Genomic DNA, 25,421 nt, shown 5'->3' on the forward strand with positions numbered 1-25,421 from the left:
CAATTCATTCACTAGATAATTGTTTTTTCGATTCCCATTGTGTAAAGTACCCCCTTTGATTTACATCGAAAATTCTAACAAATTTTATTAAACCATTATTATTCACATCAAACGGATTTTGGCTCGAGGGAGTATTGCATAATCATACACCTATGCAATAAGTCACATTTATACCGAGACAATTAAATGAAAAAAACAATATTACTAGCAGTATGTACCATGTTTACTTTAGCAGCCATTGCAAGCATGGGAGTCACGTATTTTATTTCTAGTGAAAAAATAGGCGATATCATTCTTCACGAATCTAAAACAAAAGCCGAATTAATCGCTGATAATGTTAGCTATATACTCGAGAATTCATCTAATCCAACTTCGGATATACAAGCTCTAGTTGAACAATTGAAACAACGCACAGACGTTAGCTACGCTGTAATTATCGACCGTAGTGTAAAAGCTATAGCTCATAGTGATGAGCAGAAGATAGGTAAAGTTTATAACGACGTTTATACTATTGATGGAGCAAGCCAGGGAGTAAAACAACACTCTAAATGGTATGCTGATATTCAACAAGTTTGGGTCTATGACATAATGACGCCAATTTATGTTAACGGCAAGTTGTTTGGAGCATTAGACATAGGCATCCCTGAAACTGAAGTTAAAGATGCAACTAAAGGTATAATGATTTATCAGTTGACTAGCATGATGGGAGTGTCTGCAATTTGTATTATATTATTGTCGTTCTCACTGAATAAATTAATGGAGCCATTATCTCTACTCAACCTTGCGTTAAAAGATATCTCAAATGGAGATGGTGATCTAACAGTACGACTTCCTTCCAATGGCAAAGATGAAATCTCGCAAATATCATCCTCTTTCAACATATTCGTCGAAAAAGTACATGAAATAATTAGCCAAGTTATTGATATGGGAACCGAACTTCATAAATGCGCGAATGATTTGCACGAGGAATCGCAGCGTGCACTAACAAGAGGTCAAGCACAGAACGATCAAACTATACTGGTCGCTACTTCATTGAACGAAATGATTGCGACAGTCAATGACATTGCTTCAAATGCATCTAGTGCAGCCAACGCAGTTGAAATGGTCAATAATGAAGCGCAAATCGGAACTGACATGCTAGAAAAAACACAACATGGCATAGCTAGACTTGAAAACGATATGAACTTAACATCTAGTGTAATCACAAGCCTTGCAAATAAGACAGACTCCATAGGGGGCATTGTAGAAGTCATCCGTGGTATATCTGACCAAACTAACTTGTTAGCTTTAAATGCTGCTATTGAAGCAGCTAGAGCAGGCGATGCAGGCCGAGGTTTCGCAGTTGTTGCTGACGAAGTTCGCAACCTTGCTAGTAAGACAGCACAATCAACCGATGAGATAGACGCAATGATACGTCAATTACAGGATGAAGCCCAAAACGCTGTAATCTCGATGAATCATAGTAAAGAAATTATTAAACTAAGTGCGTCTGAATCAGAGTTGACACGCCAAGCAATTTCTAAGATTGCTATACAAGTTGCCACTATACTTGATTTAAATACTCAAGTGGCCGCAGCTACTGAACAACAGTCCATCGTGGCAAATGAAATCAACATGAATATGGATTCGGTAAGTCAGTCAGTGAGGACTTCACTTGACGCGAGTGAACATCTAGAGGTGTCCAGTTTGAATTTGACAGATCTGTCAGAGAATATTGGCAACCTTGTAGGATCGTTTAAGGTTTAGTCTATTTATACATATAAATTATCAACTTATATATACATTTAGATTTAATCTGACAGTTATCCACTTTCGACTCGGTGCCATTCAGATTATTTCTGGGCTAGAATCTCTTTAGCTAGTGAAGCCAAACGATTTTGTCGTTTTAAAAGGGAAGTTAACGGATCTATTTGATCAGCAACCCTCTGAGTATTCTTTTCAGATACTCAGAGGTTGTTAAGGACGATTATTATAGGTGAAATTGCCATTCAACAGCCTTTTCTAGGACAGAGTCTGTTTCTTTAGATATAGAAATTGGCGGGCTTTGTTGCTTAAATCGATGGAACCAAATCAAGAAGCTACGATCTGATCGGCTACACCCATCTATCATCGTAGCCTCATGCCTAAACCTCGTTACAAAACAACTAACTGGAAGCAGTACAATAAATAAAGCCTTAATCAACCGTGGTTCTCTGACCTTTTGTATTGATGAGGAAACGATAGCCGAGTGGAATCAAAACAAACAAGGCAAGCGTGGTAGACCTCGCCGATTCAGCGACTTAGCCATTACTACCGCACTGATGGTGAAACGCGTTTTCTCTATGCCATTGAGAGCGCTGCAAGGTTTTCTAGACTCAGTATTTAAGCTGGCTAACACCCCGCTAGTTTGTCCGCACTACACCTGTATAAGCCGCCGAGCTAAGGAAGTTGAGGTTTCATTTAAAACCAAAACCAGAGGTGCAATACAACATCTGGCAATTGATGCCACTGGCCTCAAGGTTTATGGTGTAGTGGTCAATAAAAGTTGGCCACATCTTTGGAAGTTTCCAATACATTCTCTTATTCGAAATAAGCCATATCAGACTTTATTCTAGCTGACTTCTGTCCAGAAGCGACATTGAGCCTTCCAGCGAATGCGTATAGCAATTCAAAAGAGGAACATCATTTATGCGCAAGAGCACGGTGATTCCAGTGGTGTGAGTTGCCACTGAGTAAATGTGTCAATAAGCAAAAGGGCAACGGCGTGATACTGTCATCTGTCAGATCTGGTTACATCGTTGTTTCGGATCTGACAGTTGGTATCCAGACCAATTCAAATAAGTTTCAAATAAGTTAGGAAAATATACTAACAACGTTTGCTCTTTTGTCAGTTTCCTTGAACTTAATATTTTCTGAATCTGGAATGAACTCCAAGGCAAGCTCTTTAGCTGTGTTTCTAAGTAAAGCCTCAGTACTACCTGCTTCGTCAACATCTTCTTGCTCAAAATACTGGTCGCCCCAGTTTTTGTTTATCTGGAATGCGATTCGGTGATCCCCCCGCTCATCATTCTCAATCTTTTGAATCTCAGCGATAAGTACATGATTATTATGATTAGCTTCTATCTTCATTTTTTCATCAGCCATAAAAAACAAGATGGCGATACTACAAGAAGAAGAGAATATTGTATAGAGTATTACGCAAGTTACATTATAAACTATCGCTCTGTCCAATGGATGTCTTGCATACAACCATTTTTGAAGTTGCCCTCTGTAGATAGCCCCAGATACGCTTTCATTTTCTCGTTCCACAATTCAGGGACGTCAGTGTGTTTAATCACACCGTTCATGAGATCTCGTTCAATTTCGTAGCGAAGGATAACGTGCGCAGGGTAGGTCAGTTCATCTGCATCAACTCGGATGAAGCCTTTTTCTACTCGCGTGTATATCTTCGCTAGATTGTCCTTCGCGAACTCGTTGCCAGAGAAATGATTTGAAGCCAAGCGAGCAAGATGATCGATAAAGGCGCTGTTGCGGCCAATTTGCATCTCGAAGAATAGAGATTGTGATTCATGAATGCCCATTGATCGCGCTTCACCCGCTGGTGTGCCAGCCAATTCCTTAGGTAAGCCTTGTTCATAACGAGCGTGGCCAGTTTCGTGCACGATTCCCATTAATGATTGCATAAACTCACTCTCATCGTAACGAGTTGTGATACGCACATCGGTAGGAACGCCGCCACAGAACGGGTGGACACTCTCATCGAGTCGACCATGCTCGAAATCGAACTGGAGCAGCTTCATCACTTGCAGGCCCAGTGCTTTTTGTTTTTCAGCAGGGTAATGGCCGTTAGGAAGCAGAATGTTATTTGATTTTTGCTTTTCAATTGCTTCGTCAATTAAAGAAGGCAACCATGTTTTGACGTCAGAAAACAGTGTATCTAACGAAGCTGACGTCGTGCCTGGCTCGTAAACATTCAGCATCGCATCGTATGGCGTTGTGCCATTTGCGTCTGCACGAATTTGAGCCTCTTCTTGGGATAGCTTTACAACTTCTGCCCAGTTCTTCTCAAAACCGGCCCAGTCATTATTAGAACGCTGTGTGCGCCAAGCGTGCTCACACTTCGAACCGGCAAGAGAACTTGCTTGAACTAATGATTCTGGAAGAAGGTTTGCAAGCTGCCATTCGCGTTTCATTTCACGTAACATGGCTCGCTCTTGCGTGGCGAGGGTTTCTTCTTCTGCTTGTGCAAATAGATCCTCAAGATGCGGCTGAGTCATGAGTGAGTGGATGTGTACTTCAAGTTCAGCCATTGCGTTGGAGCGTGCTTCAGCACCGCCTGATGGCATCACAGCAGCTTGATCCCAGCCTACAATTTCTAATAAATGGCCAAAGTTGGCGACTTTTTTTGAATGTTCGACGAGTTTTGTAAATGCATTCATTGTGACTACTCTTATTTTTGTTCTTTCCCTAAACACCCGAAAAGGGTCCTTCACATCAAGTCGCGCTAAGCAACTGAAGTTAATTTACTAATAATTAACATTTAATGACGTCTCATTGTCCACAAATTCATCCGGTTGTATAGCGCTCTTAAAAAAGAAGCTTGCGAATCGAGTTGATTGGCGGTATTGATGATGCATTACCCATTAATTATCACAACAATATGGACATACTAAATTTTGAAGCGTTTCTTATCGCTATCACGATTTTAACGCTGACGCCGGGGCTGGATACCGCATTAGTTCTTCGTAATACAAGTCGTTCGGGCTTAAAAGATGGGTGTACAACAAGTTTAGGCATTTGTTTTGGCTTGTTTGTACATGCGTTTTTCTCTGCCGTGGGCATTTCTGCCATCCTTGCACAATCCGCTGAGCTATTCCAAATCGTTAAAATGATTGGAGCCGCGTACCTCATTTGGCTTGGTATCAGCAGTTTGAAAGCGCTAATGGCTTCAGACGGAGGCATTACTGTCGCTGAACAAATTCAGCAGGTATACAGTGGAAAACGTTCGTTTAGAGAGGGCTTTCTCTCAAATGTATTAAACCCAAAAACGGCAGTGTTTTACTTGGCATTTTTACCGCAATTCGTTAATCCGGAAGGCTCACCATTGTTGCAATCTATGACGATGGCCGCTATCCATTTTGTTATCGCAATGGTTTGGCAATGTGGCTTGGCGGGGGCTTTAAACTCAGCAAAGAACTTGCTCAAAAATGCCAGCTTTATGAAATGGATGGAAGGAGTAACAGGTGCTGTGCTTGTTGCGCTAGGAATTAAGTTACTGATTGAAGAACCACTTTAAATGCGCAATTTATACCGACTTGCTTTAATGTTGACGCTGTTTTTGTTGGGGTTTGCGAGTGCTGTTGCTTGGATGACATTACCACAAATCAAGTTTTCACCTCGGGGGATGGAGTGGGGGTGGCACTGGGCGCACTTTGAGCCGTTTTCTAATGGTATCCAAAAGGCGCGAACGCACGACACCAAACAGCTCTTGTTAAGACGAGTTTACCTTGACGATGCGATCGTCGTTTTTGTATCTACGACGTTAGACAACAAGTTTGAAATCGATGTTGTGCAGGAGAAAACTTGCAAACCGAACGCCACAACTTGGGCATCCGTATCAGTGAATCGCCAGCGAATGGCGCATGTGCCAATGGTGTGTGATAGCGTCGGACAGAGTTATTTTTACCGTTACATAGGTAAGCATTTAGATTCGCTAGAATTTGGCGTTGATGAGTCTTTCATTACGGAAGATTTTGCCCATTGGCCAATCGCGGATATTAAAGTTGATCAGTTCAAACAGCAAAACGCTAAGTTTTTTGAACAGCGTGGAGAGAAGGTTGAACATCAGTGGTTACGTGATTAACGCAGTCATCTGAATCTAGATAAAAATAAAGCCCGCTAAACATGAGCGGGCTTTGTGTTTTAAGGTTTCTAACTCGTTTAAGTGCAGGCTTAACGGTTCTTTGTAGAGCTATGCTTTTACCGCATCAAGATCATCAGATTGAACTGAAGGGTTAAAGAACAATTTCGTTTCTGCCAGTACAACATGACGAAGCGCAATCAAACCAATAAGGTTAGGGATCGCCATCAAGCCATTTACGATATCTGCCAGAATCCAAATTATGTCTAGATGCAGGAACGCGCCTGAAGCCACTAGAGCAAGGAAGATAATCTTGTAAGGCAGAACCGCTTTTGTGCCCATTAGGAACACCACACAACGCTCACCGTAGTAGTTCCAACCAAGGATCGTTGTAAACGCAAAGAACATCAGACCGATAGACACCAGCATTGGGCCAAATGTTTCTGCGTTGAGACCAACAGCAAAGGCATGTGTTGTCATCGCGGCACCTGAAAAATCACTTTGCCAAGCGCCAGTTAGGATCAGGGCTAGACCTGTCATGGTACAAATGATGATGGTATCGAAGAAGGTACCTGTCATCGATATCAAACCTTGTTTAACACAAGAGTCTGTTTTCGCTGCTGCTGCGGCCATTGGCGCGCTACCCAAACCAGATTCGTTTGAGAATACACCACGCGCAATACCAGATTGTATTGCCAACATGATGCTAGCACCTAGGAAACCGCCCGTTGCTGCGGTAGACGTGAAAGCAGATACCAACACAAGTTCAACAGCATTTAGTAGTTGATCTGCGTTCATGATGATCACGCTAAGACACGCCAACACATAAAACAGCGCCATTGCTGGAACCACTTTACCTGCGACACTTGCGATAGATTTGATGCCACCTAGAGTTACAAATGCAACCAAAAGCGTCAGGATGAAAGCAGCAAGCTCACGGTTTACACCTAGAGAGATTTCACTTGCATCAAGAATCGCATTTACTTGCGGGAACGTACCGATACCAAAACAAGCAACCCCAAGTGAGAATACCGCAAACATGATGGCTAGTGCTTTAGAGCCAACACCATATTGTAGGTAGTACATTGGGCCACCAATCATTTGGCCATTGTCGTCAACGCGTCGGTATTTAACAGCAAGCAGACACTCAGCGTATTTCGTCGCCATTCCGAATAGGGCAGCAAGCCACATCCAGAATAGGGCGCCAGGGCCACCAAGTTTGATTGCGGTTGCAACGCCGACAATGTTACCAGTACCGATAGTTGCAGAAAGTGCAGTACAAAGTGCTGCGAAGCTAGAAACGTCACCCTGTTTATCAGATGACTTATCTTTACTGAATACCATGGCTAACGCGGTTGGTAGGTGCTTAAACTGGATCAAGCCTAGGCTAAAAGTGAAGTAAACACCGGTTCCCACAAGCAAAATAAGCAGTGGTGGACCCCAGACAAAGTTATCAATGGTTTGTAGTAAAGATTGTAGGTCGTTCATGATTTCCCCTTAATAAAACAACTAATAAGGAGAAGAGGGAAAGGACGAGATCAAGGATCTCCAATAGAACTAAGCTATTTAAAGAAGGCGGGAACGCCAAATAGTTAGGTTGTAACTTTCCACTCCTCTGTCCTTTTGCCTGAGAGTTTCACCCCGCACACATGTGCAGGACTTGCTCCTTCGGCGACCGATTTAACGGTTCTCTCCAGAGGTTCCTCCAACTACAGTCCCCGCTACCAAGGTAGCACCTGAAATAGTTAATTCTTCGGCGAGTTAATCTAACCAAATGTTAAAGTTTGGTTAATAACCACTCTCCTGCAGTCTTCATCGGAACATTTACTCAATCAAATGAGTAAAGGTTAGTTAATGATGCTGGTCACCATTAACGTGTGAACTCTATCATGTTTCTTGACCATTTCAACACCCTTGGACGATTTATTTTCAACACATTTTTGAACAAAAGGTATTTTTATGGCGTACTGGATAGAGGTTTGTTAAGTAGAGTAGGGAATTGATACTATTTCTATTGGTAATATTCTCACTTACCAACATAATCTTTGGCAATGCATCGCCAGTGAGCCTTAGGTAAGTTATTCAATTAAGAGCACAAAATTGATCCAATCTAGCACACGCGAATGAAAATCTACGCTAAGTTGACCTTACGTAACGTAGAAATGAGTTACAATAAACTTTTGTGAAACTGTCTTGGGAGTTAGTCAGTTTTACACGATTGGACAAGGAGGCTGTATGACCAGATTGTTAGCCATTGCGGTATTGATAGTTGTAGCGTTTGTGCTATTCCGTTATCGAACCAATGAAAAAGTCCAAAAAGCGACCGTCATAACATTGATTGGCGCATTCCTGATTTATACCGCATCCATTGTGATTGCGGAACTGATTCGCTAGCAAGATAGAAGAGTCCTTGGAGTAATATACGGTGACTTCTCAAAAAAATATTGAAGAACAAGATGAAGTGGTTGTCATTGAGGAACGTGACAAACGCACACACATATATATCGCAATTGCAGCGGTACTAGGCTTGGCATTTGGGGGCTTGGCTGGCTCCGTTTTGACGGCGAATAAATGGGAATCTACTTACCAAGTTTTAGAAGATAAATATCAAGCGCTTGCGCAAGATAAAACCGCGTTAGTTTCTCAAGTTAAAACTCGTGAAGAGTCGCTAGACAAAGAAATCCAAGAGAAAGTGGATGCACTACTCGCAGAAAAGGACGCTGCACATCAGAAAGCGCTGAAAAAATTACAAGCTCAGCTTACCGAGGTCGAGAAGGTTAACTTGTCGTTGGAATCTCAAGTGAAGCAACAGAATGACAAGTTGAGCTCGAGCAAGACAGAGAATGAAAAGCTCACTCGCCAAGCGGATATGCAAGCAACCATGTTTGAACGCTCTCGTGAAGTGTTCCAGAAAGAACTCAAAATCTCGCAAGATCTAGAAGCGTTAGAGAAAGAGCGAGAGAAGCTACTGCCGAAAATCGACAAGCTGAAGAAAGAGTGTGATGTGTTCTTAGAAGGGAAGTCGTGGGATGTAAAATCCGATGCTTGCGATAAGCACGATGAAGCAAATTCTCGACTTAGCCAAATCGATCAACTAATTGAAGTCTACAAAATGGATCTCAAACAGATCAAAGAAATCACATCGGATATGGGTTTATAAGCTCAATAATACACTCGATTGTTCATATAAAAAGGAGCTCACTGAGCTCCTTTTCCTTTACCTATGTCAAGCTAAAACTCGTTAGATACGAGAGGCATCATAACCTGATGCAAGCAAAAGTTCTCGTTCATACCTAATGAGTTGAGCGCGATCTTCAATTAATTCGTTCAAAGCTTGAGATGGCTTTCCTGCGAGAGTTTTGAAAGCAGTAAACGTTTCTGCACTGTCGATCTCATCAATCATACTGCTAATGACATTGCGCGCTTCACACGGATTGTTATCTGTAGTGAAGTATTCTACTTGTTTAGTTGCAGCTTTCATTTCTGTTAATAGCTCAAGCGGGCTTGTGTCTTTTGCTACCGCCATGTAGTTGTCTAACACGCGCTTTGCATAAAGCAGTTCTTTTAGTGGGATATCACGTCCACTTTCAATTAGGGATTCGCTAAGGATCATACTTGAGCTCATGGGCATTCCTTTAGTTATATACAACGCAGCTTATTAGTGTCCCCTGAGTCTAATTTATTGAAGTCTAGTTGGGAATGGTAAAAAGCATTTTTAACGCATTTTTATTCACTAATGAACACGCGAATGCGATGCTTATCAGGATCGGTCGCTACAAAATTTAACCCATACACCGAGGTCATTGGTGGCTGAATAAAGTCTACGCCCATCTCTTTCCACTTGTTGTAAACCAGCTCCAGTTGATGCCCGTCTGCTACAGACAACGATAACTCGGCTCCTCCACCTTTCACCATGCTGACTGGAGTAAGCACGTCACTTTGTTTGAGCGTAAGTTTGACGCTATGGGAAAGTGGCATAGAAGCAAATGTAGGAGATAAAAGCGTGACCTCACAATCAAACAGTCTCGAGTAAAATGTTTGGCTCACGTGAATGTTTTCTACATAGAGAACGAATGAATTGATAGTCAGCATGGATTATTCCTCAACTTTGTTAAATAGATGAGGCTGAATTTACCGAAAGAGCATGACAGGTGTTGTCAGTAGTGAATTTTCACGTTAAAAATCTAGTCGCTCTAAAACAAAGAAAAGGAGCCATTTGGCTCCTTTTTTCCTAACTGAATCAGCGGATATTAGTTGGTACGTTTCGAAGAGTACCAGTTGTTTTGATACGCTTTAGATGCAAACAGCGCGTTTGCTTTTGCTCGGTCAATAACGGATTCATCGACCTCTAGCGGTTTCATCGTTTGGCTTTCAAAGTCGTATTCCATGGTCGACACTTTTTCGCCAGGAGAAAGTACAACCAAGTTATCTCGGGTTAAGTAACCGAAGTTTTTGTCGTACTGCATCATTGCGCGTTCATCTTCGCGAGCCAGTGGCTTAGTTAAGTCACGGCCAATCATCGGTGTTTTTGCGTCCACACCAATAAGAGACAGCAGCGTTGGCGGCATATCAATGTTGTTGGCGATGCGGTCATCTTTACGTGGTTGAATGTCTTTACCAATGATCAAAGCAGGGATGTGGAAGTGCTTAACAGGAACAAGGTTTGCACCAAATACACGAGCATCGTGGTCCGCAATTACGATGAAAATCGTGTCATCCCAGTATGATGATTTTTTCGCTTTGTCGAAGAACGTTCCCAAAGCGTAATCTGAGTATTTCACCGCGTTGTTACGCGTCATGTGCTCAGAATCGTATTGTTCGATTTTACCTTCTGGGTACTCATAAGGACTGTGGTTGCTTGATGTGAACACAAGGCTGAAGAAAGGTTTGTCACCTTTTGAAAGGCGCTCAAACTCTTCATCTGCTTTATTGTAAAGATCTTCGTCACTCACTCCCCAAGAGCCAACAAAACCCGGGTTCGTATAGTTTTTCTCTTCAACAATTTGGTCGAAGCCATTGCCGAAGAAGAAGGTCTTCATGTTATCGAAGTTTGCTTCACCGCCGTAAATGAACTGTGTGTGGTAGCCTTGTTCTTTCAGCAAATCAGCAATAGTAAAGAAACCCGTTTGGCTCTTACTCAGTTTAACAACCGCGCGAGAAGGCGATGGCGGGAAGCCTGTTGTTACCGCTTCGATACCACGAACTGAACGAGTGCCCGTTGCGTACATTTGCGTGAACTGCCAGCCTTCTTGCATCAGTTCATCAAGGTTTGGTGTAAGAGGCAGACCACCCAAAGAGCCCACAAACTGTGCGCCCAAGCTCTCTTGTAACAAGATAACCAAGTTTTTACGCTTGCCTTGGTACGTCGCTGGGTTGCTGTTCATGGTTGGTAGCAATGTAGGATCAAAGTCGACCTTCGTTGATGAAGCGCGAACGAGATCCAACATTTTTTGATTGTCCATCTTGCCGTAGAACTGCTCTGCGCTCTTTTCTGACTTCATATTGTTGACAGCAAATAGCAATGAGTAAGACGAATTCAGTGCTAAGTCGTTAAGCAGTGGATCGTTCGAAAACGCCACCATAGCAGGGTTGAGTGGACGGTGACCCAAAGACGAACGAGCGCCTGCAACACAAAGAAGCACAACGAAAACCGCCAAAAGAGGGCGCCATTTCCAATTGATTTGTTGCGCGCTATCGGTCAGTTTTTTGCTCCATTTCCAGCCTAAAACTAGCGTCAAAGCAGTGCCGATTGCACCAATAAACAGTTCTAGTTTGTAGCCAGTCCAAAGCATGCTCATCACTTCTTTCGGGTAGATGAGGTATTCAACAAACAGGCGGTTCGGACGTAGGTCATATTCTTGAATGAATGGCGCCGTTGCCAGCTCCATGTACACAAGAATCCATAGCCCTGCGACCATCCAAAGGCGCAATACCCATTTCCAGCATTCTCCGACCTTGCCTTTTAGTGGCATGAAAGAAGAAAGCAGAGCAGGGAGGATGAACAACCAGCATAACGTTGCGATATCAACACGCACGCCTTGGCCTAGGATGTAAAGGAAGTCGTTGAAGGATTCAATACGATCAAACTGCCAAAAGGCGAGTAAAATGCGTGATATGGACAAAAATGCAAGTGAAAACAAAGAAAAAACAGCGAGAGGTTGCAATGGCCCAAACATGGGTCTCTTAGACGAACTTTTCATATTTATTTTGTGATGGACTTAGTCGTGATGTTGTGTCGTTTCTAGCAAAGCGAGCGTGAAATAAACGTGAATTATAATGAAAATCTATGGGCTGAATTGTAAGTATTCGTATGTCTATGTAAGAGTGGGAGGCGTCTCATGTCTGGGGCGAAACAAGGCGATAGAAGTGTGCTCCATATCGCCTTTTTAGTTGTCTTTTTTCGCTAGTACTTTGGGAATGCGACGACAAACGTGTTCTTGCCATTTTCTCTCGTAATCAGCTCTATCGTTGCGCTGTGTAGCGTGGCGATGTCTTTGCAAATAGACATGCCCAACCCCGCACCATCGCCTTTTTCTGAGTGACCTCGGTAGAATTGTTCAAAGATCCTTTCTCGCGTTTCTTGTGGAATCTCCGGGCCAGTGTCGGAAACCAAGATTTTGATGGCATTTCTATTTTCTTGCACACTAACTTGGATTTCGCTGTGTGCGCCTGAATAGCGAATGGCGTTGTCTACAAGGTTACGGAACAACACTTCTAACAACATTTTGTCGCCAGAAAGCGCGACTTCCGCTGGTGAGAGGCTGATGTCTTGATCTTGTCTTAAAGCAAGTGGCGCTAAATCGGCGACGACGGTTTGCAGCAATGGCGTTAGTTCGACGTTGTCAAAGACGCGTTCAGATAAACTGTCTACTTTAGCAAGTGTAAGCAGTTGGTGGATGAGACGGTCGGTTCTTTCAATGCCTTGAAGGATGTTGTGTAAGTCTCCGCGTAACTGCTCTGGGTCATTACTTTCAAGAGCGTTTTCTACGTTTAGGCGCAGGATTGTCAGCGGCGTTTTGAGCTCGTGTGCGGCGGCTCGCGTAAAGCGCTTCTCTCTCTGCCACGCTTGTTCAAGTTCAGAAAGCAATGAATTGAGTGCTTCCACCAACGGAGCAAGCTCGGTTGTGTTGTCGGTAACATGAATGCGGTCTAAGCGGTGCACGTTTCGTTGCGTGATAGCCGTGCGTAGATCGTTAATCGGTCTGAAATACCTGTCTATCAGCCAGAACAGCAACAGCAGCAAAGTCGGCAATAGTAGTAACTGTTCGATGGACGTCGACAGAGCGATTTCATGGATGATCTCTTTACGTATCTTCTGCTTTTCAGCAACGACTACGTATTCGTTCTCATGCTCGGTCTGTGGTAATGACAGTTGGAAAGTGCGCCACTGCACGCCGTCTTTGGTAATGTCGGCGTAGCCGTTGTTATCAAAAGAAGAAGAAAGAGAGCGCAGATCTGGAGTGGAACTCCAGATCAACTTGTTGTCACGGTAGAATTGAAAAACGAGATTCTGTTCGTAGGGGTGACCAAATTTGGTGGCTTTGTCTTCGTCGCTCTTTGCCAAAGAATCGATGTTCTTCATCCACTGGTCGAATAGTTCTCTGTGGTTGGCGAGAGTGTCCGTTTCGGTTGAAATGGACAGCGTCAGCAGCATCAGCTTAGCGGATTGCCCAAGCCTAGCGTCATAAACTTCTTCGACTTCGTGTTTGGCTGATTGAAAGCTGAAGTACAAAGAAATAAGCAAAAGCGCGCTGACTAACAAGCCAACCGAGAGCGTTAGTTGGCGTTTAATGGAGTAAGGTTTTTTATTTTTCAAGAATGTACCCCACACCACGAATGTTCTTGATGGCGACGTTGGGCGCTTTTTTACGTAGGTTATGAATGTGAACTTCTATCGCGTTATCGCTTGAACCTTCATCCCAGCCGTGTAGCGATTGTTGCAATTGCTCCTTACTTTGCACGCGTCCGGCGTTAGTCATCAAGCTGGTGAGGATTTTAAATTCATTGCGTGTGAGTTTAAGCGGAGCGTCATCGTAGCGAATGCTTTGTTCCGATAAGGATAAAGATAACTGCCCAACTTGAATGATTTCTTCTGCACTACCGGATTGGCGGCGAATCAACACACGCAAGCGAGCGAGCAACTCTTCGAGTGCAAACGGTTTTCCGAGGTAATCATCTGCGCCGCCATCAAGGCCTTGAACGCGATCGCGAATGTCGTCTCGTGCAGTAAGTATCATCACTGGGAGCTTAAATCCGCCTTTGCGAATATTACGCAGAACTTCCAATCCATCGATATCGGGGAGAGTGAGATCCAAAATCACGGCAGTGAACGCTTCTGTTTTGAGTGCGCTAGTCACGCCAGACCCTTTTTCTACCCAATCCACGGTGTACCCATGGCGACTTAATGAAGTCACCATGGATTGACCGAGTAGTTTGTCATCTTCTACGAGTAATAAGCGCATAGATTATTTCAATCTCCCAAGAGTCGCTTCAATTTCCAGTTTTCGACCTTTATCCGCCAAAGGTCGGTCAGGGCGAGGTGATGCTTGCATTGCGCGAGTCAAATACACTTTCGCTTCTTTGTCTCGACCTTCTTCTGCAAGGAAGTCTCCATAAAAATAGTTCGGATCGATGCCTTTTGGATTGATCTCTAACGCTTTTTTCAACATTTCTTCGGCTTTATCGTCATCACCAAAGCCAATTGGCCACCCCGGAACTTTGTAATACAAAGAACCTAAACTGGTGTATGCAGAGCCATCAAGCGTTTGCGGTGACGTTGCAATTACCCCTTCGAGTAAAGATTTGGCTTCTTTGGCGAGTGATAGTGCACCTAAGCCACCTTGAGCACCAGCCAGCGATGCTTTATTGATTGCCAGCCAAACAGTGAGTTCGGGATTGCCGGGTTCTCTGTCGAGATAAATACTGGTTTTGGCAATCGCACGATGGAAGCATTGTTCCTTTTCGTCACCATCGGGCGTGCTGTACTGACATTCCGCCCATTTCTTTTGAATCTGTTGCAGTGGAGCATTACCTGCCAACGCAGCGGTCGAAGCTAACGTTGAACAAACCGTCAAAGCGCAAAAAAGTAGTTGTTTGGTATTCATCGTCCATGTCCTCTTCAATGACTGACTCGGTTTACGTATTGGTGAATGGTTTCTTGTTGCTTACGAATCGCAGAAGAAACCGCGCTTGGAAGCAGTTGATTGATGCGTGCAAAAAGCTTTTCTGGCCAACCAATCCATTTCGCGGAAATTTCTTTTTCCAACATGGTGACAACGTGATTGGCAACAACTTGCGGCGAGTCCGTTTTGTTACCCAGTTGTCGATTCATTTCATTGACGGCATCGCTATTGAGTGAGGTTTCTGTCGCTCTTGGGGCCAAATACAGCGCACGGATTCCGGTTGCGAACAGCTCTCTGTCGAGCGATTCGGTAAAACGGTGCAACCCCGCTTTTGCCGCGCAATAGGAGGTATAACCTGGGTAGCCAATTGAGCCGAATGTTGAACCTATATTGAGAATCACCCCAGGTTGCTTTAACCACGTCAACGCCGATTGGCACAGCAGCATCGGCGCAACGAGATTGAGTTGGATTTCGTCTGCAATCTGCGTTGGTCGTTTGTGGCTTAACAACGAGAAATCGTTGCTGCCCGCATTGTTAATCAGTGCGTCCACTTTTTGATGTTGACGCGCTCGATCTTTAATCGCTGTTAATCCTTCTGATGAGGTGATGTCTGCAACGACTACATCATGATGTTCTGGATTTGACAGTTCACGCTGTAGTGTTTGCAAGCTCTCTTCGTTTCGCCCAACAAGAATGAGGCTGGCTCCGCGTTTTGCTAACTCGCGCGCGATGGCTTGCCCAATTCCGCCCGTTGCGCCTGTCAGGAGAATAGTGCTGTTGTTAATGATCATGCTTCACCTCACGCCGCTTGTTGGGTTGAGAAGGAAGGCAAAGAGCGCAGCATTTGTCCGTACAGTGCAAACACCATTTTTGCAGAGTCGATGATGACTTGTTGATCTTCCACTTTGGTGATTTTGTTCATCAGTGATTCAAAAAATTGCAGATGATCTTGGTCTAACACGCTGTGTGAAATTAGGTAAGTCATTGCTGAAGGCGGTAGGCTTAGCGTTGACTGGATTTTTTCTGCCATTTGGCCACCAATGCCGACGCTGGTGCCTTCTAATACCCACACCATGCCAAACAGCGCGAGTGGGTTGTGGCGGTCAATGTTGTGGTAAAGGTAGGAAACCATTAATTCAATCGGCGCACCGACTTGACCTACATCTTTGTTGTTGCGCACTGCTTCGGCATCACCGCCACATGCTTTAATGTCATTTAAAATCCATTCTTGATGGCCTTTCTCTTCCTCGATGTATTCGGCAATGGCGTCTCGTACCCATTCGCATTCGCCAGATAGTCGGCCTCCACACGCCATCAGCAAGGGAACGGTGTGCTTAACGTGATGGTAAGCTTGGGTTAGAAAGGCGATATACATATCTTTGGAAATGTTGCCTTGTTGAACGTCTGCGATGACTGGCGCAGTTAACATTGCTTGTTGAGCAGCGGCAGTGCTTTTTTTGAGTTGTTCGAAAAATAAAGTCATAACCTTCTCCTTAAGAAGCCGTTAACTAAGATGCAGTTTGGAAAGACGTAATGTGTTGCTGAAAGGGCAAATCGATGCGTTGGATCTTTTGCGCTTGCAGCGTTAATTCAGACGTTGTGCTCGCTAATAACTGAGCCACATCATGTTCGATTTGATTTCGTTTGAGCTTGCCGTTATCCGTGTACCAACCAGAGATGGCTCGTGGGTTGTCCAGCAGCAATAAGGTTCGGATTTGAGCGTAATCGGGTAGGGTTCGGTTTAATGCATGAACCTTTGCTTCGACGTCTTCGCTATTGGCAATGACAGCACATAATGTTTGTTGGCTATCACCTGTAACGATCAGTGGCGTCATCGGCAAAAACGCCAACGCTTCTGATTCAATCCACTCCGGTGAGACATTTCTGCCGTATGCGGTGACGATAAGGTTCTTCTTGCGTCCTGAGAGAGTGACAAAGCCTTGCGCGTCAATTTGGGCTAAGTCGCCAGTTGCTAACCATTCTTGAGTAAACGGCTCATTCAAATAGCCAAGAGCAACGTTGCCTTTGACGAGCAGTTCACCATCTTCTGCGATACGAATCTGAGCGTGGGGAAGTGGTTTGCCACACGTTCCTGCTTTAAATGCGCCTGGTGTATTCAAACAAACAACAGAGCCACATTCAGACAGACCATAACCTTCAAACGCAGGGATGTTCAGTGCATGCGCGGCGTTAATCAGTTGAGACGACACTCTTGCGCCGCCAACGGCGACAAATTTTAGAGAATCCACAAGAGAGGGCTGATGTTTCGCGATCTGAATGAGCGCAAGCAATAAAGCCGGTGTTAGCACTAAGCTTTCTGGTTTGATGGTCGCTAATGCTTGTGCAAACAGACGCGGTTCGAATTGGCTTGAACCGAGTAAGCCAGTTTGCTCTCCGGGGAAAATATATGACGTCACGCCCAACATGAGTGGAACATAAACGCCGGTTATGTTCTCGAGAAGCGTCGATAACGGAAGCAGCACTAAGTGTGAGTGTGCCGTGCTATTTACTGCGTCGGCGAGCGATTTTGCCACCAAACACAAATGATCATTGCTTAAACAAACGCCTTTAGGCTGACCAGTCGAGCCCGACGTAAATGTGATTTTTCCGGTTTCTGGTAGATAAGCTACCTGTGTATCTTCATCTCCCAACTGGTTACGACGCAGCAAAGGCAAATTTGCAATGGAAAACGGATTGTCTTGTTGCTTAAAGCTTTGCTTAGGATTAGAAGCCAACCATGCTTGCCAATCGCCAACTAAAGCATCGACGCCTGATTGCTCTAACGTATGTTCAACTTGTGCATCAGAGAAAAAAGTCGGAATAGGTACGACGACTATGTCTGCCGTCATCGCCGCCAAATCAACAATGGCCCAATCAATGCTGTTTTCTGCGCGTAGCGCGAGTGCTTTGATGTTCTGTGTAATAAGCTCGGCGGCAACGAGTTCGATCTTGTTTAACAATTCAGAGTAAGTCAGTTCAACCGTTTGATTCGATTCGTAGCCGACAAGTGCTACTCGATCTGGTGTCGTTTTTGCCCATTTTGTAATGGCATCGAGGAGAATATTCATACATCACCTATATTCTGGCGTTGTGTTTAACCAAGTTGTTCTGGTTGTGTTTGCGGTTTTAACGACGTTTATTTTTCTATCTAGGCTTGTTTGCGTTTTCTTTCTTGGACTAATCGAAGACGCTCTAGTCCTTTTTGCAAATTGCCTGCTAACACACGCGGTTGATGTTCGTAGTATGACCCCCAAGTGGACTCGGCATCGGGGACTTTGTTTTGATCGGCCTGCGCGATGATATGAGGCTCCAATCCTAGGCGCGCCATCATGGCGTGAAGTGGGTCTGTCGCGGTGAAGATGCACCATTCAAAACCGAGATTGACCAGCATTTCTGCGATGAGGTAGAAGTGCAGAGACGACATGCCCTTAGCGAAAGATGCCAAGTGACCGAATTCCACTAAGTTCGAACGTTTTACGTCGCAGTTAAATACGTTAGAAACCAGCTTTTGGGCGTCGTCTTCTAAATACTGTTCAAGGAACAAGGGCTCATCTTCGGCGATGCGAAAGCCGCATACGGAAATAATTTGGCCGCCTTCAATGAGGGTTAAATACGCCGGCATAAATTGTTTTAGCTCGGCAAAGAATGCTTCTTGATAACGCTGAGAAACATGCTCGATAACTTGGCTCCAAAGCGGATGCATTGGATAAACGATGTCTAAAGTAAAGCCATCTGCAGAAGTTTGTGCATGGTGTTTCATGAGCGCTTCCTTTGTTTGAGTAGTTATCAACAAAATAAAACGCGAAACTTAAGAAATTCTTAAGGAATGAAATTTTGATAAATTATTTAACGACAGGAAGGCTTAAATGGCAGTGCCTTTTGGGGTTTTGTGCTGGTATGTAATTGATATTAATACGATGTTTTCTTGAGTAATCTAAATAAAAAGCCAGTCTAAATAATCGACTGGCTTTTCATTTTCTCACTGAGGAACTAAAGATACGCTAAAGCTTTAGCGGTTTCTTAAGGCTTTTGGGCGTTACATTGCCGCTTTCTTCGCTTCTTCAATCCAACCATCAAAGGTTGTTTGGTTGGCTTTAATCCAACCATTTACGTGCGCTTCGATGTCTGCCGCGCTATTTTTACCTTGGCTCATCATCATGTTTTGAGCGCTGACATCATTGATATTCAGTTTGATGATTTCGAACAGTTTCGCTGCCGATGGGTTCTTCTCTGTGAACTCTTTGTTCGCGACGATGCGCATAGAGTTCATTTCAAAACCGTAGTTTTTGCCGTTTTTCAGTGTGGTGTCGATGTCTTTACGTTCACCAGGAAGAGACGAGAACGGCACCTCTAGCCACACGACGTCTTTACCCGGAACAAGGACGCCACTTACCCAATACGGTGTCCATGTGTAGTAAAGAATTGGGTCGCCTTTTTTGTAGCGGGAGATTGTATCAGCAATGATTGCGGCGTAATTACCTTGGTTGTGAGTGACGGTGTCACGAAGTTTGAACGCGTCCAACTGATGCTCAACCACCATTTCACAACCCCAACCTGGGTTACAGCCGGTAAGATCGGCTTTGCCATCGCCATTTGCGTCGAATAACTTCGCCAATTTTGGATCTTTTAACTGACCAATGTTCGTAATGCCGTATTTCTCGGCGGTTTTCTTATCGATGAGGTAGCCTTGCGCTGCGCCACTGACGTATTGGCCTTCTCGGAAAAACTTATCATCACCACCTGACATGGTGTATTTGTCTGCATGGAGCGGGAACCAGCCAACCGCTAAGAATGTTGCGTCACCTTTCGCTATCGAGGTGTAACCGACGTTGTAATCCACTTCTTTGGTTGGTTGGACATCGTAACCCAAAGCTTCCAGAGCACGATTTACGATCAACGTTTGGAACGTCTCTTCAGCGACAGTGGACTGTACAGGTTGAACCGTGACGCCTTCACCCGGTAACTCTCCGGCAAAGCCGTAAGTCGAAAATGCGATTGCGCTTAGCGCGCCGACAGACAGTGCTTTCTTCCATGAATTATTCATTCGTATTTCTCCTAAGTTTTAGGTCGTTTTGGTTCTTGTTGGTTTTAAATTTGAGCAGATAAGAGATAGGGCCGGTATGGTACCAGCGAAGTTTGGTATTGCCGGCGTTGACGCCAAGCTCTTGTGTAATGCGATCCAACAAAATAGCGAGGATCACAATGCCTAAACCGCCGACAGCGGCCAGACCCATGTCCAGTCGTCCGATGCCTCGTAACACCATCTGACCCAAACCGCCCACGGCGATCATCGAGGCGATAACCACCATCGACAGAGAAAGCATTAAGGTTTGGTTGACGCCCGCCATGATCGTTGGCAGCGCAAGTGGCAATTGAATGCGATACAGCATTTGCTTTTTGTTTGCGCCAAAAGAGTGACCTGCTTCGATAAGCTCTTCCGGTACTTGTTGAATCCCAAGAATGGTCAATCGAACCACTGGCGGTAGCGCGAAAATGATCGTCACGACAACGCCCGGTACGTTACCAATACCAAACAGCATCACGATCGGAACAAGGTAGACGAACGCCGGGGTGGTCTGCATCGCATCCAATATTGGTCTTACAAACTTGGCGGCGGTTTGGCTTCTGGCTAGCCAGATCCCCATGGGTAAGCCAATCAACAAGCAGAAAAACACCGAAGTGAGCACCAAAGCGAGCGTGGTCATGGCTTGAGACCAAGCGCCGATCAAGCCAATGAACACTAGCGATACTAGCGTTGATAAACCAAGTTTGAAGTTAGAAAACTGCCACGCGAGTAAAAATAGGATCAGCACCATAATCGGTGACGGCGTAGAGACTAACGCGGTTTCGAATGAGGACAAGATAAAATCGATCGGAACTCGTATGGCTTGAAAAACAGGGCGACCATGTTCAACGAGCCAATTCAACCCAGATTCTACCCAATTATCGAGTGGGAGAACGGCATCTTGAAATGGGTTCATGATATCGAAAGGTGTCTCTTGCACGGCTTCGCTGTTCAACCAATCGTTGTTAGTTGCGGCCTCACTACCTTGTGACCACGGGTCTTCTTGTGTTGGTGCGGTTTGCGACCAAGGATCGTTATTTGTTTGCTCTGTAGACATCGTTTAATCCTTATCGAGTGTTTGCAGAAGACGCGACTTCGTCACGACACCAAAATAGGTTCCTTGCTCATCGACTACTGGCACAGCATAAGGAACGCTCGCTACGATGCCGAGAATGTCATTCACAGACAGGTCGGGCTGAAGGGTCACGTCATCTTCTAATTGTGCGCTGGCCAAGGAGCGATTTTCCTTGTGGGCTAAGCGTAAGGAGTCGAGAGAAACGATGCCGGAATATCGGCTAGATTTATCTACGACGATGCCGTAATCACGGTCGTGATCCATCAAGATTTGCATGGCAGAGCCTGGGCCGTCGTGTTCGGATTTCTTGAATACCGCAGCGGGCTTCTTGCGCGCAATATCTTTGACGGTTAGCACGCTGGCGACATTAACGCCGCGGAAAAACGCCTCGACATAATCATTGGCGGGGTTATGAAGAATTTCATCTGGTGTGCCGACTTGCACAACTTCGCCGTTTTGCATGATGGCAATTCGGTCACCGATGCGCATGGCTTCGTCCAAGTCGTGCGAAATGAACACGATGGTGCGTTTATCATCATTTTGCAGACGAATCAATTCATCCTGCATTTCAGAACGAATCAAAGGATCGAGCGCTGAGAACGCTTCATCCATCAGCAAAATATCGGGGTCGCAAGCTAGGGCGCGGGCAAGACCGACACGCTGCTTCATACCACCTGATAGTTCATCAGGAAACGATTCAGCGTAGGTATCTAATCCAACTCTCTGCAACGCTGATAATGCACTTTCGTGGCGAGCAGTCACATCGACGCCTGCGAGTTCCAGGCCGAAAGCGGCATTTTCTATCACCGACATGTGGGGCATGAGCGCAAAATTTTGAAAAACCATTGAAATGTTGTTCCGACGAACTTCGCGCAGTTCTTCTTCGGAGATGTGAGCAATGTCTTTCCCTTTGAGGTAAACACTGCCTTTGGTGGGTTCAATGAGTCGATTGAGAAGTCGAACGAGAGTGGATTTTCCTGAGCCAGAGAGACCCATAATGACAAAAATCTCGCCTTCATTGATGGTCAGAGATACATCGTTGACGCCAACGGTTAAGCCAGTTTGTTCAAAAATATCGTCTTTATCAACGCCTTTTTCGATGAGTGAGAATGCTCGCTCCGGAGCTTCTCCAAACACTTTATAAAGTCCCTTAACTTCCAGTATGGGATCCATGTTAATTGTCCTTTGTTATGTGTTTATCACGAGTTAACGTTTTGTACTCTAATTAAATTGATGAAAGTTTTCAAATGATTGGCTTAGCTTATTGGTGTTCTGTGGTCATATTTTTCGTAGTAATGAACTTTCGTTGTTTTATTGATAAATCTTTTTAAAACATTTAGTTATGAATGTGTTTGTTTGTGTTTTTAGGCGATAAACACGACGTTGAATTTATTTTTAAGTTTTTAATACATGTCGGCACAGTAGGGTTGCATATTTATTGCTCAGTATTTAGAGGCAGAAAGAACAGTGAAATGATTAGAGTTCAAATCTGTGTTTGGAAGAAGCAAACATAACATGATGAGGTAAGCAGAAGTCTTAGCGTTATCTGTTGCTTATGCTAAATCGAGATGATATTGATCTGGTTACTTTAGGCAACGCATGGAATAAAGAATGGAAGCCGAGCAGTTAGAAGTACTCAATTTCATTAGCCAACATCCTCCTTTCGATGAACTGCCAGAAGAGCAGTTAAAAAAAATCGCCATTCATGCAGAAGTGGCGTATTTCCGTCAAGGTACCGACATCCTCAAATTTGGCGATACGATTCGCGATTTGTATATGGTGCGCAGTGGTGCAGTAGAGATTTATCGACGCAAAGGTGAACTTTATAACCGTATTGATGCTGGTGGCCTGTTCGGGCAAATGGGGTTGCTCATGAACAACCGCGTTCGTATGCCAGCAAAAGCGATTGAAGACACCTTGGTGTATTGCATTCCTGAGAACATCTTCAACGAGCTTTGCGACGAGTTTGAAAACTTCGCGGATTTTATGGAGCTTGAAGATAGCGCTCGGCTTCGCAATGCGATCTCTAGTCGCTCCGATGGCAATGATTTAACAACCGCAAAAGCGCGTAAAATCCTGACTCGTGACCCTGTGACGCTCGAAGCGACCGCTTCTATTCAAGAAGCTGCAAGCCTAATGGCAGAAGAAAACGTCACCGCCTTGCTCATCGTCCGCCCAACTGAAGAACTGACCGAAGAGGATGATGACCAACTGCTTGGCATTCTTACTGACCGCGATTTATGTATACGGGTTTTGGCGCAGGGGATTGATACCAATATATCGGTGAGCGAGGTCATGAGTTACGACGTGGTATCGCTTGATTACAACGCGTATGTGTTTGAAGCGATGCTGACCATGCTTCGCTACAACGTCCATCATCTGCCGATTCTCAAAGACAAAAAGCCAATAGGCATCATCGGTATGACGGACATTGTCCGTTACGAATCTCAAAACAGCCTGTTGCTGGTGAGCTCGATTTTCCAACAGACCAGTGTGGAGGATCTCAAACAAGTTTCCCTGCAAGTGAAAGATTGTTTTGTTCGCATGGTCAATGAAGACGCCAACGCACACATGATTGGACGAGCGATGTCGGTGATTGGCAGCAGCTTTAAGCAACGATTAGCGGAACTCGCCGAGCAAGAGCTTGGTCCTGCTCCAATTCCATACTGTCTGGTTGCGATGGGATCGATGGCGCGAGATGAGCAGCTCATTGTCACTGACCAAGATAACGCGCTGATTCTTGATGACAGTTACGATCCTGACAAGCACGGCGAATATTTCGCGCAGTTTGCGAAATTTGTATGTGATGGATTGGCGGCATGCGGCTATACCTATTGTACGGGCGACATTATGGCTACCAATCCTGAATGGCGAAAAACCAAATCGCAATGGGAAGAGTGCTTTGGCGATTGGATCGATCATCCGACCCCAGAGAGGTTGCTCAACAGCAATATTTTCTTCGATTTGCTAGGGATTCATGGCCGGGTGAAATGGGCTGAGCAACTGAGTAGTTTTATCGTCAGACGAGCCAAAAAGAACAATCGATTTTTGGCTTGTATGGCTTACAACGCAATTCGAAGAACGCCGCCGTTAGGATTTTTTAAAGATTTCGTGATGGAGAAAGATGGGCGTCATCGCAACTCTATCAACCTTAAACGACGCGGTACCGCGCCGCTGGCAGATTTGATTCGAGTGCATGCGTTGGCGATTGGTTCGCGCTCGCAAAACTCATTTGATCGATTAGACGACATCAATGACGCTGGGATCCTGCCAAAAGGGCGAGGAATGGACTTGCGAGATGCGATGGAGCTTATCTACATGGTTCGAATCCGTCATCAAGCCTTGGATATTGAAAATGGCGACGAGCCAGATAACAACATCGAGCCAGAAAACATGTCCGATTTCGAACGTCGTAATCTGAAAGCGGCATTCCAAATTCTAAGCAATGCGCAGAACTTCATTAAGTTCCGCTACCAAAGAAGCAGTAAATGATGTGGTTGGCAAAAAGTAAGGCGAGTACACCGCTGCTCGATACTTCGCAAACGCCGGAGTGGTCAGTATTGTTTGAGCAGTTGGCAGAGCAAGCGCAAGATCAACGGTTGAAGCGTTACTATTCGACCCCGATGGTGAATGGGGATACGCCATTAAAAGAGGTGCCGTTTGTCTCGGTAGATTTTGAAACGACGGGCTTAAATGCAGAAGAGGATGCCATTCTTACCATTGGTCTTGTGCCGTTTACGATTGACCGAGTGCAGTGCAGTGGTTCAGCGCATTGGATTGTAAATCCGAACCGAGAGCTTAATGAGGAGTCTGTCGTTATTCATGGCATTACGGATTCTGAAGTGAAAAACGCACCCCAGTTAACACAAATACTAGGTGAGATTTTGGATGCGCTCGCTGGCAAGGTGGTGCTGGTGCACTACAAGAATATCGAGCGGCAGTTTTTTTATAATGCGCTTTTAAACACCATTGGCGAAGGGATTCAGTTTCCCGTCGTCGATACATTGGATATCGAGTACGCACTTCAACGCCGAGAATGTTCAGGCATTTGGAATAAGTTAAAAGGTAAGAAGCCAGGGTCAGTGAGGTTAGGGCATGCTCGGGAACGATATGGTCTGCCTGCTTATCAACCGCATCACGCATTAACGGATGCATTGGCGACGGCAGAGTTGTTTCAAGCTCAGTTGCAATATCACTTTAACCGAGACATGCCAATTTCTGCTATTTGGCAATAAAGGTTATTTACCTTAAACACAAAAACATCAAATGATCGATGGAGGTGTTTCCTTTTAAGATGCTAATGAGAGCTACTACTTTAAG

At 44.8% G+C, this 25,421-nt stretch carries 22 protein-coding genes, 2 pseudogenes and 1 riboswitch; of the genes and pseudogenes, 8 read left to right on the forward strand and 16 right to left on the reverse strand.

The window, feature by feature from the left end; all coding sequences use genetic code 11:
• Positions 1-186 precede the first annotated feature (186 nt).
• Both NL646_RS18670 and NL646_RS18675 read left to right on the forward strand, forming a co-directional pair.
• Entirely contained in the window at positions 187-1,746 is a 1,560-nt protein-coding gene (locus NL646_RS18670) for a methyl-accepting chemotaxis protein (protein WP_253664540.1), read from the forward strand.
• A 373-nt stretch (positions 1,747-2,119) separates the two neighbouring features.
• Positions 2,120-2,507: pseudogene (locus NL646_RS18675) on the forward strand (IS5 family transposase); the annotation flags it as partial.
• A gap of 325 nt (positions 2,508-2,832) precedes the next feature.
• Here the strand turns inward: NL646_RS18675 and NL646_RS18680 are convergent.
• Together NL646_RS18680 and NL646_RS18685 are read right to left on the reverse strand one after the other, a co-directional pair.
• A complete protein-coding gene (locus NL646_RS18680; RefSeq protein ID WP_253664541.1) occupies positions 2,833-3,123 on the reverse strand; it encodes a hypothetical protein in 291 nt (96 codons plus the stop codon).
• A 77-nt stretch (positions 3,124-3,200) separates the two neighbouring features.
• A pseudogene (locus tag NL646_RS18685) lies at positions 3,201-4,418 on the reverse strand (carboxypeptidase M32); the annotation flags it as partial.
• 221 nt (positions 4,419-4,639) lie between these two features.
• On the opposite strand from NL646_RS18685, the gene NL646_RS18690 reads away from it, so the two are divergent.
• Both NL646_RS18690 and NL646_RS18695 read left to right on the forward strand, forming a co-directional pair.
• Positions 4,640-5,275 carry a LysE family translocator gene (locus tag NL646_RS18690; RefSeq protein WP_005464660.1) on the forward strand — a complete coding sequence of 212 codons (636 nt, stop codon included), beginning with the start codon at positions 4,640-4,642 and terminating at the stop codon, positions 5,273-5,275.
• Positions 5,276-5,842: a hypothetical protein gene (locus NL646_RS18695; protein WP_005477711.1), complete on the forward strand. Its 567-nt coding sequence runs from the start codon at positions 5,276-5,278 to the stop codon at positions 5,840-5,842.
• A 108-nt stretch (positions 5,843-5,950) separates the two neighbouring features.
• On the opposite strand, the gene NL646_RS18700 is transcribed toward NL646_RS18695, so the two are convergent.
• Entirely contained in the window at positions 5,951-7,327 is a 1,377-nt protein-coding gene (locus tag NL646_RS18700; protein ID WP_229617369.1) for a sodium:alanine symporter family protein, read from the reverse strand.
• A 117-nt stretch (positions 7,328-7,444) separates the two neighbouring features.
• A riboswitch (glycine riboswitch) is annotated at positions 7,445-7,546 on the reverse strand.
• A gap of 528 nt (positions 7,547-8,074) precedes the next feature.
• On the opposite strand from NL646_RS18700, the gene NL646_RS18705 reads away from it, so the two are divergent.
• The gene (locus NL646_RS18705) at positions 8,075-8,233 is read left to right on the forward strand and encodes a hypothetical protein (RefSeq protein WP_005477734.1); all 159 of its coding nucleotides are present in this window, start codon (positions 8,075-8,077) and stop codon (positions 8,231-8,233) included.
• Between the two features lie 31 nt (positions 8,234-8,264).
• Positions 8,265-8,999, forward strand: a complete 735-nt coding sequence (locus NL646_RS18710; protein ID WP_005464478.1) for a hypothetical protein — start codon at positions 8,265-8,267, stop codon at positions 8,997-8,999.
• An 81-nt stretch (positions 9,000-9,080) separates the two neighbouring features.
• On the opposite strand, the gene NL646_RS18715 is transcribed toward NL646_RS18710, so the two are convergent.
• From NL646_RS18715 to proV, 13 genes are all read right to left on the reverse strand, one after another.
• A complete protein-coding gene (locus NL646_RS18715) occupies positions 9,081-9,464 on the reverse strand; it encodes a hypothetical protein (protein ID WP_253664542.1) in 384 nt (127 codons plus the stop codon).
• Positions 9,465-9,565: 101 nt separating this feature from the next.
• Positions 9,566-9,931: a VOC family protein gene (locus NL646_RS18720; RefSeq protein WP_020840697.1), complete on the reverse strand. Its 366-nt coding sequence runs from the start codon at positions 9,929-9,931 to the stop codon at positions 9,566-9,568.
• Positions 9,932-10,089: 158 nt separating this feature from the next.
• Complete coding sequence (locus NL646_RS18725) at positions 10,090-12,039, reverse strand: LTA synthase family protein (RefSeq protein ID WP_024700571.1); 1,950 nt, start codon at positions 12,037-12,039, stop codon at positions 10,090-10,092.
• 203 nt (positions 12,040-12,242) lie between these two features.
• Positions 12,243-13,655, reverse strand: a complete 1,413-nt coding sequence (locus NL646_RS18730) for an ATP-binding protein (protein ID WP_005500417.1) — start codon at positions 13,653-13,655, stop codon at positions 12,243-12,245.
• Complete coding sequence (locus NL646_RS18735) at positions 13,645-14,301, reverse strand: response regulator (protein WP_005464355.1); 657 nt, start codon at positions 14,299-14,301, stop codon at positions 13,645-13,647. The genes NL646_RS18730 and NL646_RS18735 overlap by 11 nt, the downstream gene beginning before the upstream one ends.
• A gap of 3 nt (positions 14,302-14,304) precedes the next feature.
• Entirely contained in the window at positions 14,305-14,943 is a 639-nt protein-coding gene (locus tag NL646_RS18740; RefSeq protein WP_005485703.1) for a hypothetical protein, read from the reverse strand.
• A gap of 14 nt (positions 14,944-14,957) precedes the next feature.
• Positions 14,958-15,752 carry an SDR family oxidoreductase gene (locus NL646_RS18745; RefSeq protein WP_253664543.1) on the reverse strand — a complete coding sequence of 265 codons (795 nt, stop codon included), beginning with the start codon at positions 15,750-15,752 and terminating at the stop codon, positions 14,958-14,960.
• Positions 15,753-15,760: 8 nt separating this feature from the next.
• Complete coding sequence (locus tag NL646_RS18750) at positions 15,761-16,444, reverse strand: TenA family transcriptional regulator (protein ID WP_020840540.1); 684 nt, start codon at positions 16,442-16,444, stop codon at positions 15,761-15,763.
• A gap of 25 nt (positions 16,445-16,469) precedes the next feature.
• A complete protein-coding gene (locus tag NL646_RS18755; protein WP_253664544.1) occupies positions 16,470-18,029 on the reverse strand; it encodes an AMP-binding protein in 1,560 nt (519 codons plus the stop codon).
• Positions 18,030-18,109: 80 nt separating this feature from the next.
• Positions 18,110-18,721 carry a thermostable hemolysin gene (locus NL646_RS18760; protein ID WP_015296838.1) on the reverse strand — a complete coding sequence of 204 codons (612 nt, stop codon included), beginning with the start codon at positions 18,719-18,721 and terminating at the stop codon, positions 18,110-18,112.
• A 276-nt stretch (positions 18,722-18,997) separates the two neighbouring features.
• Positions 18,998-20,005 carry a glycine betaine/L-proline ABC transporter substrate-binding protein ProX gene (proX, locus tag NL646_RS18765; protein WP_023584220.1) on the reverse strand — a complete coding sequence of 336 codons (1,008 nt, stop codon included), beginning with the start codon at positions 20,003-20,005 and terminating at the stop codon, positions 18,998-19,000.
• On the reverse strand, positions 19,998-21,083 hold the full coding sequence (gene proW, locus NL646_RS18770) for a glycine betaine/L-proline ABC transporter permease ProW (RefSeq protein WP_021823169.1): 1,086 nt from the start codon (positions 21,081-21,083) through the stop codon (positions 19,998-20,000). The genes proX and proW overlap by 8 nt, the downstream gene beginning before the upstream one ends.
• 3 nt (positions 21,084-21,086) lie before the next feature.
• A complete protein-coding gene (gene proV / locus NL646_RS18775) occupies positions 21,087-22,274 on the reverse strand; it encodes a glycine betaine/L-proline ABC transporter ATP-binding protein ProV (protein WP_193262885.1) in 1,188 nt (395 codons plus the stop codon).
• Positions 22,275-22,712: 438 nt separating this feature from the next.
• Here proV and NL646_RS18780 point away from each other — a divergent pair, with 438 nt between their 5' ends.
• On the forward strand, positions 22,713-24,593 hold the full coding sequence (locus NL646_RS18780; protein ID WP_005485718.1) for a DUF294 nucleotidyltransferase-like domain-containing protein: 1,881 nt from the start codon (positions 22,713-22,715) through the stop codon (positions 24,591-24,593).
• The gene (locus NL646_RS18785) at positions 24,590-25,336 is read left to right on the forward strand and encodes a 3'-5' exonuclease (protein ID WP_005485660.1); all 747 of its coding nucleotides are present in this window, start codon (positions 24,590-24,592) and stop codon (positions 25,334-25,336) included. The genes NL646_RS18780 and NL646_RS18785 overlap by 4 nt, the downstream gene beginning before the upstream one ends.
• Positions 25,337-25,421 lie beyond the last annotated feature (85 nt).

The sequence above is a fragment of the Vibrio sp. Y20_XG_PY13 genome, assembly GCF_024181925.1.
GTDB lineage: Bacteria > Pseudomonadota > Gammaproteobacteria > Enterobacterales > Vibrionaceae > Vibrio > Vibrio parahaemolyticus.

What these genes read in the sequence shown, in the direction of transcription:
- NL646_RS18755 (WP_253664544.1), bottom strand. Translation starts at nt 18,029, where the DNA reads ATGAATATTCTCCTCGATGCCATTACAAAATGGGCAAAAACGACACCA.
- NL646_RS18670 (WP_253664540.1), top strand. Translation starts at nt 187, where the DNA reads ATGAAAAAAACAATATTACTAGCAGTATGTACCATGTTTACTTTAGCA.
- NL646_RS18745 (WP_253664543.1), bottom strand. Translation starts at nt 15,752, where the DNA reads ATGATCATTAACAACAGCACTATTCTCCTGACAGGCGCAACGGGCGGA.
- NL646_RS18705 (WP_005477734.1), top strand. Translation starts at nt 8,075, where the DNA reads ATGACCAGATTGTTAGCCATTGCGGTATTGATAGTTGTAGCGTTTGTG.
- NL646_RS18735 (WP_005464355.1), bottom strand. Translation starts at nt 14,301, where the DNA reads ATGCGCTTATTACTCGTAGAAGATGACAAACTACTCGGTCAATCCATG.
- NL646_RS18740 (WP_005485703.1), bottom strand. Translation starts at nt 14,943, where the DNA reads ATGAATACCAAACAACTACTTTTTTGCGCTTTGACGGTTTGTTCAACG.
- NL646_RS18680 (WP_253664541.1), bottom strand. Translation starts at nt 3,123, where the DNA reads ATGGCTGATGAAAAAATGAAGATAGAAGCTAATCATAATAATCATGTA.
- NL646_RS18695 (WP_005477711.1), top strand. Translation starts at nt 5,276, where the DNA reads ATGCGCAATTTATACCGACTTGCTTTAATGTTGACGCTGTTTTTGTTG.
- NL646_RS18760 (WP_015296838.1), bottom strand. Translation starts at nt 18,721, where the DNA reads ATGAAACACCATGCACAAACTTCTGCAGATGGCTTTACTTTAGACATC.
- proX (WP_023584220.1), bottom strand. Translation starts at nt 20,005, where the DNA reads ATGAATAATTCATGGAAGAAAGCACTGTCTGTCGGCGCGCTAAGCGCA.
- NL646_RS18700 (WP_229617369.1), bottom strand. Translation starts at nt 7,327, where the DNA reads ATGAACGACCTACAATCTTTACTACAAACCATTGATAACTTTGTCTGG.
- NL646_RS18720 (WP_020840697.1), bottom strand. Translation starts at nt 9,931, where the DNA reads ATGCTGACTATCAATTCATTCGTTCTCTATGTAGAAAACATTCACGTG.
- NL646_RS18715 (WP_253664542.1), bottom strand. Translation starts at nt 9,464, where the DNA reads ATGAGCTCAAGTATGATCCTTAGCGAATCCCTAATTGAAAGTGGACGT.
- NL646_RS18750 (WP_020840540.1), bottom strand. Translation starts at nt 16,444, where the DNA reads ATGACTTTATTTTTCGAACAACTCAAAAAAAGCACTGCCGCTGCTCAA.
- NL646_RS18785 (WP_005485660.1), top strand. Translation starts at nt 24,590, where the DNA reads ATGATGTGGTTGGCAAAAAGTAAGGCGAGTACACCGCTGCTCGATACT.
- proW (WP_021823169.1), bottom strand. Translation starts at nt 21,083, where the DNA reads ATGTCTACAGAGCAAACAAATAACGATCCTTGGTCGCAAACCGCACCA.
- proV (WP_193262885.1), bottom strand. Translation starts at nt 22,274, where the DNA reads ATGGATCCCATACTGGAAGTTAAGGGACTTTATAAAGTGTTTGGAGAA.
- NL646_RS18725 (WP_024700571.1), bottom strand. Translation starts at nt 12,039, where the DNA reads ATGAAAAGTTCGTCTAAGAGACCCATGTTTGGGCCATTGCAACCTCTC.
- NL646_RS18690 (WP_005464660.1), top strand. Translation starts at nt 4,640, where the DNA reads ATGGACATACTAAATTTTGAAGCGTTTCTTATCGCTATCACGATTTTA.
- NL646_RS18780 (WP_005485718.1), top strand. Translation starts at nt 22,713, where the DNA reads ATGGAAGCCGAGCAGTTAGAAGTACTCAATTTCATTAGCCAACATCCT.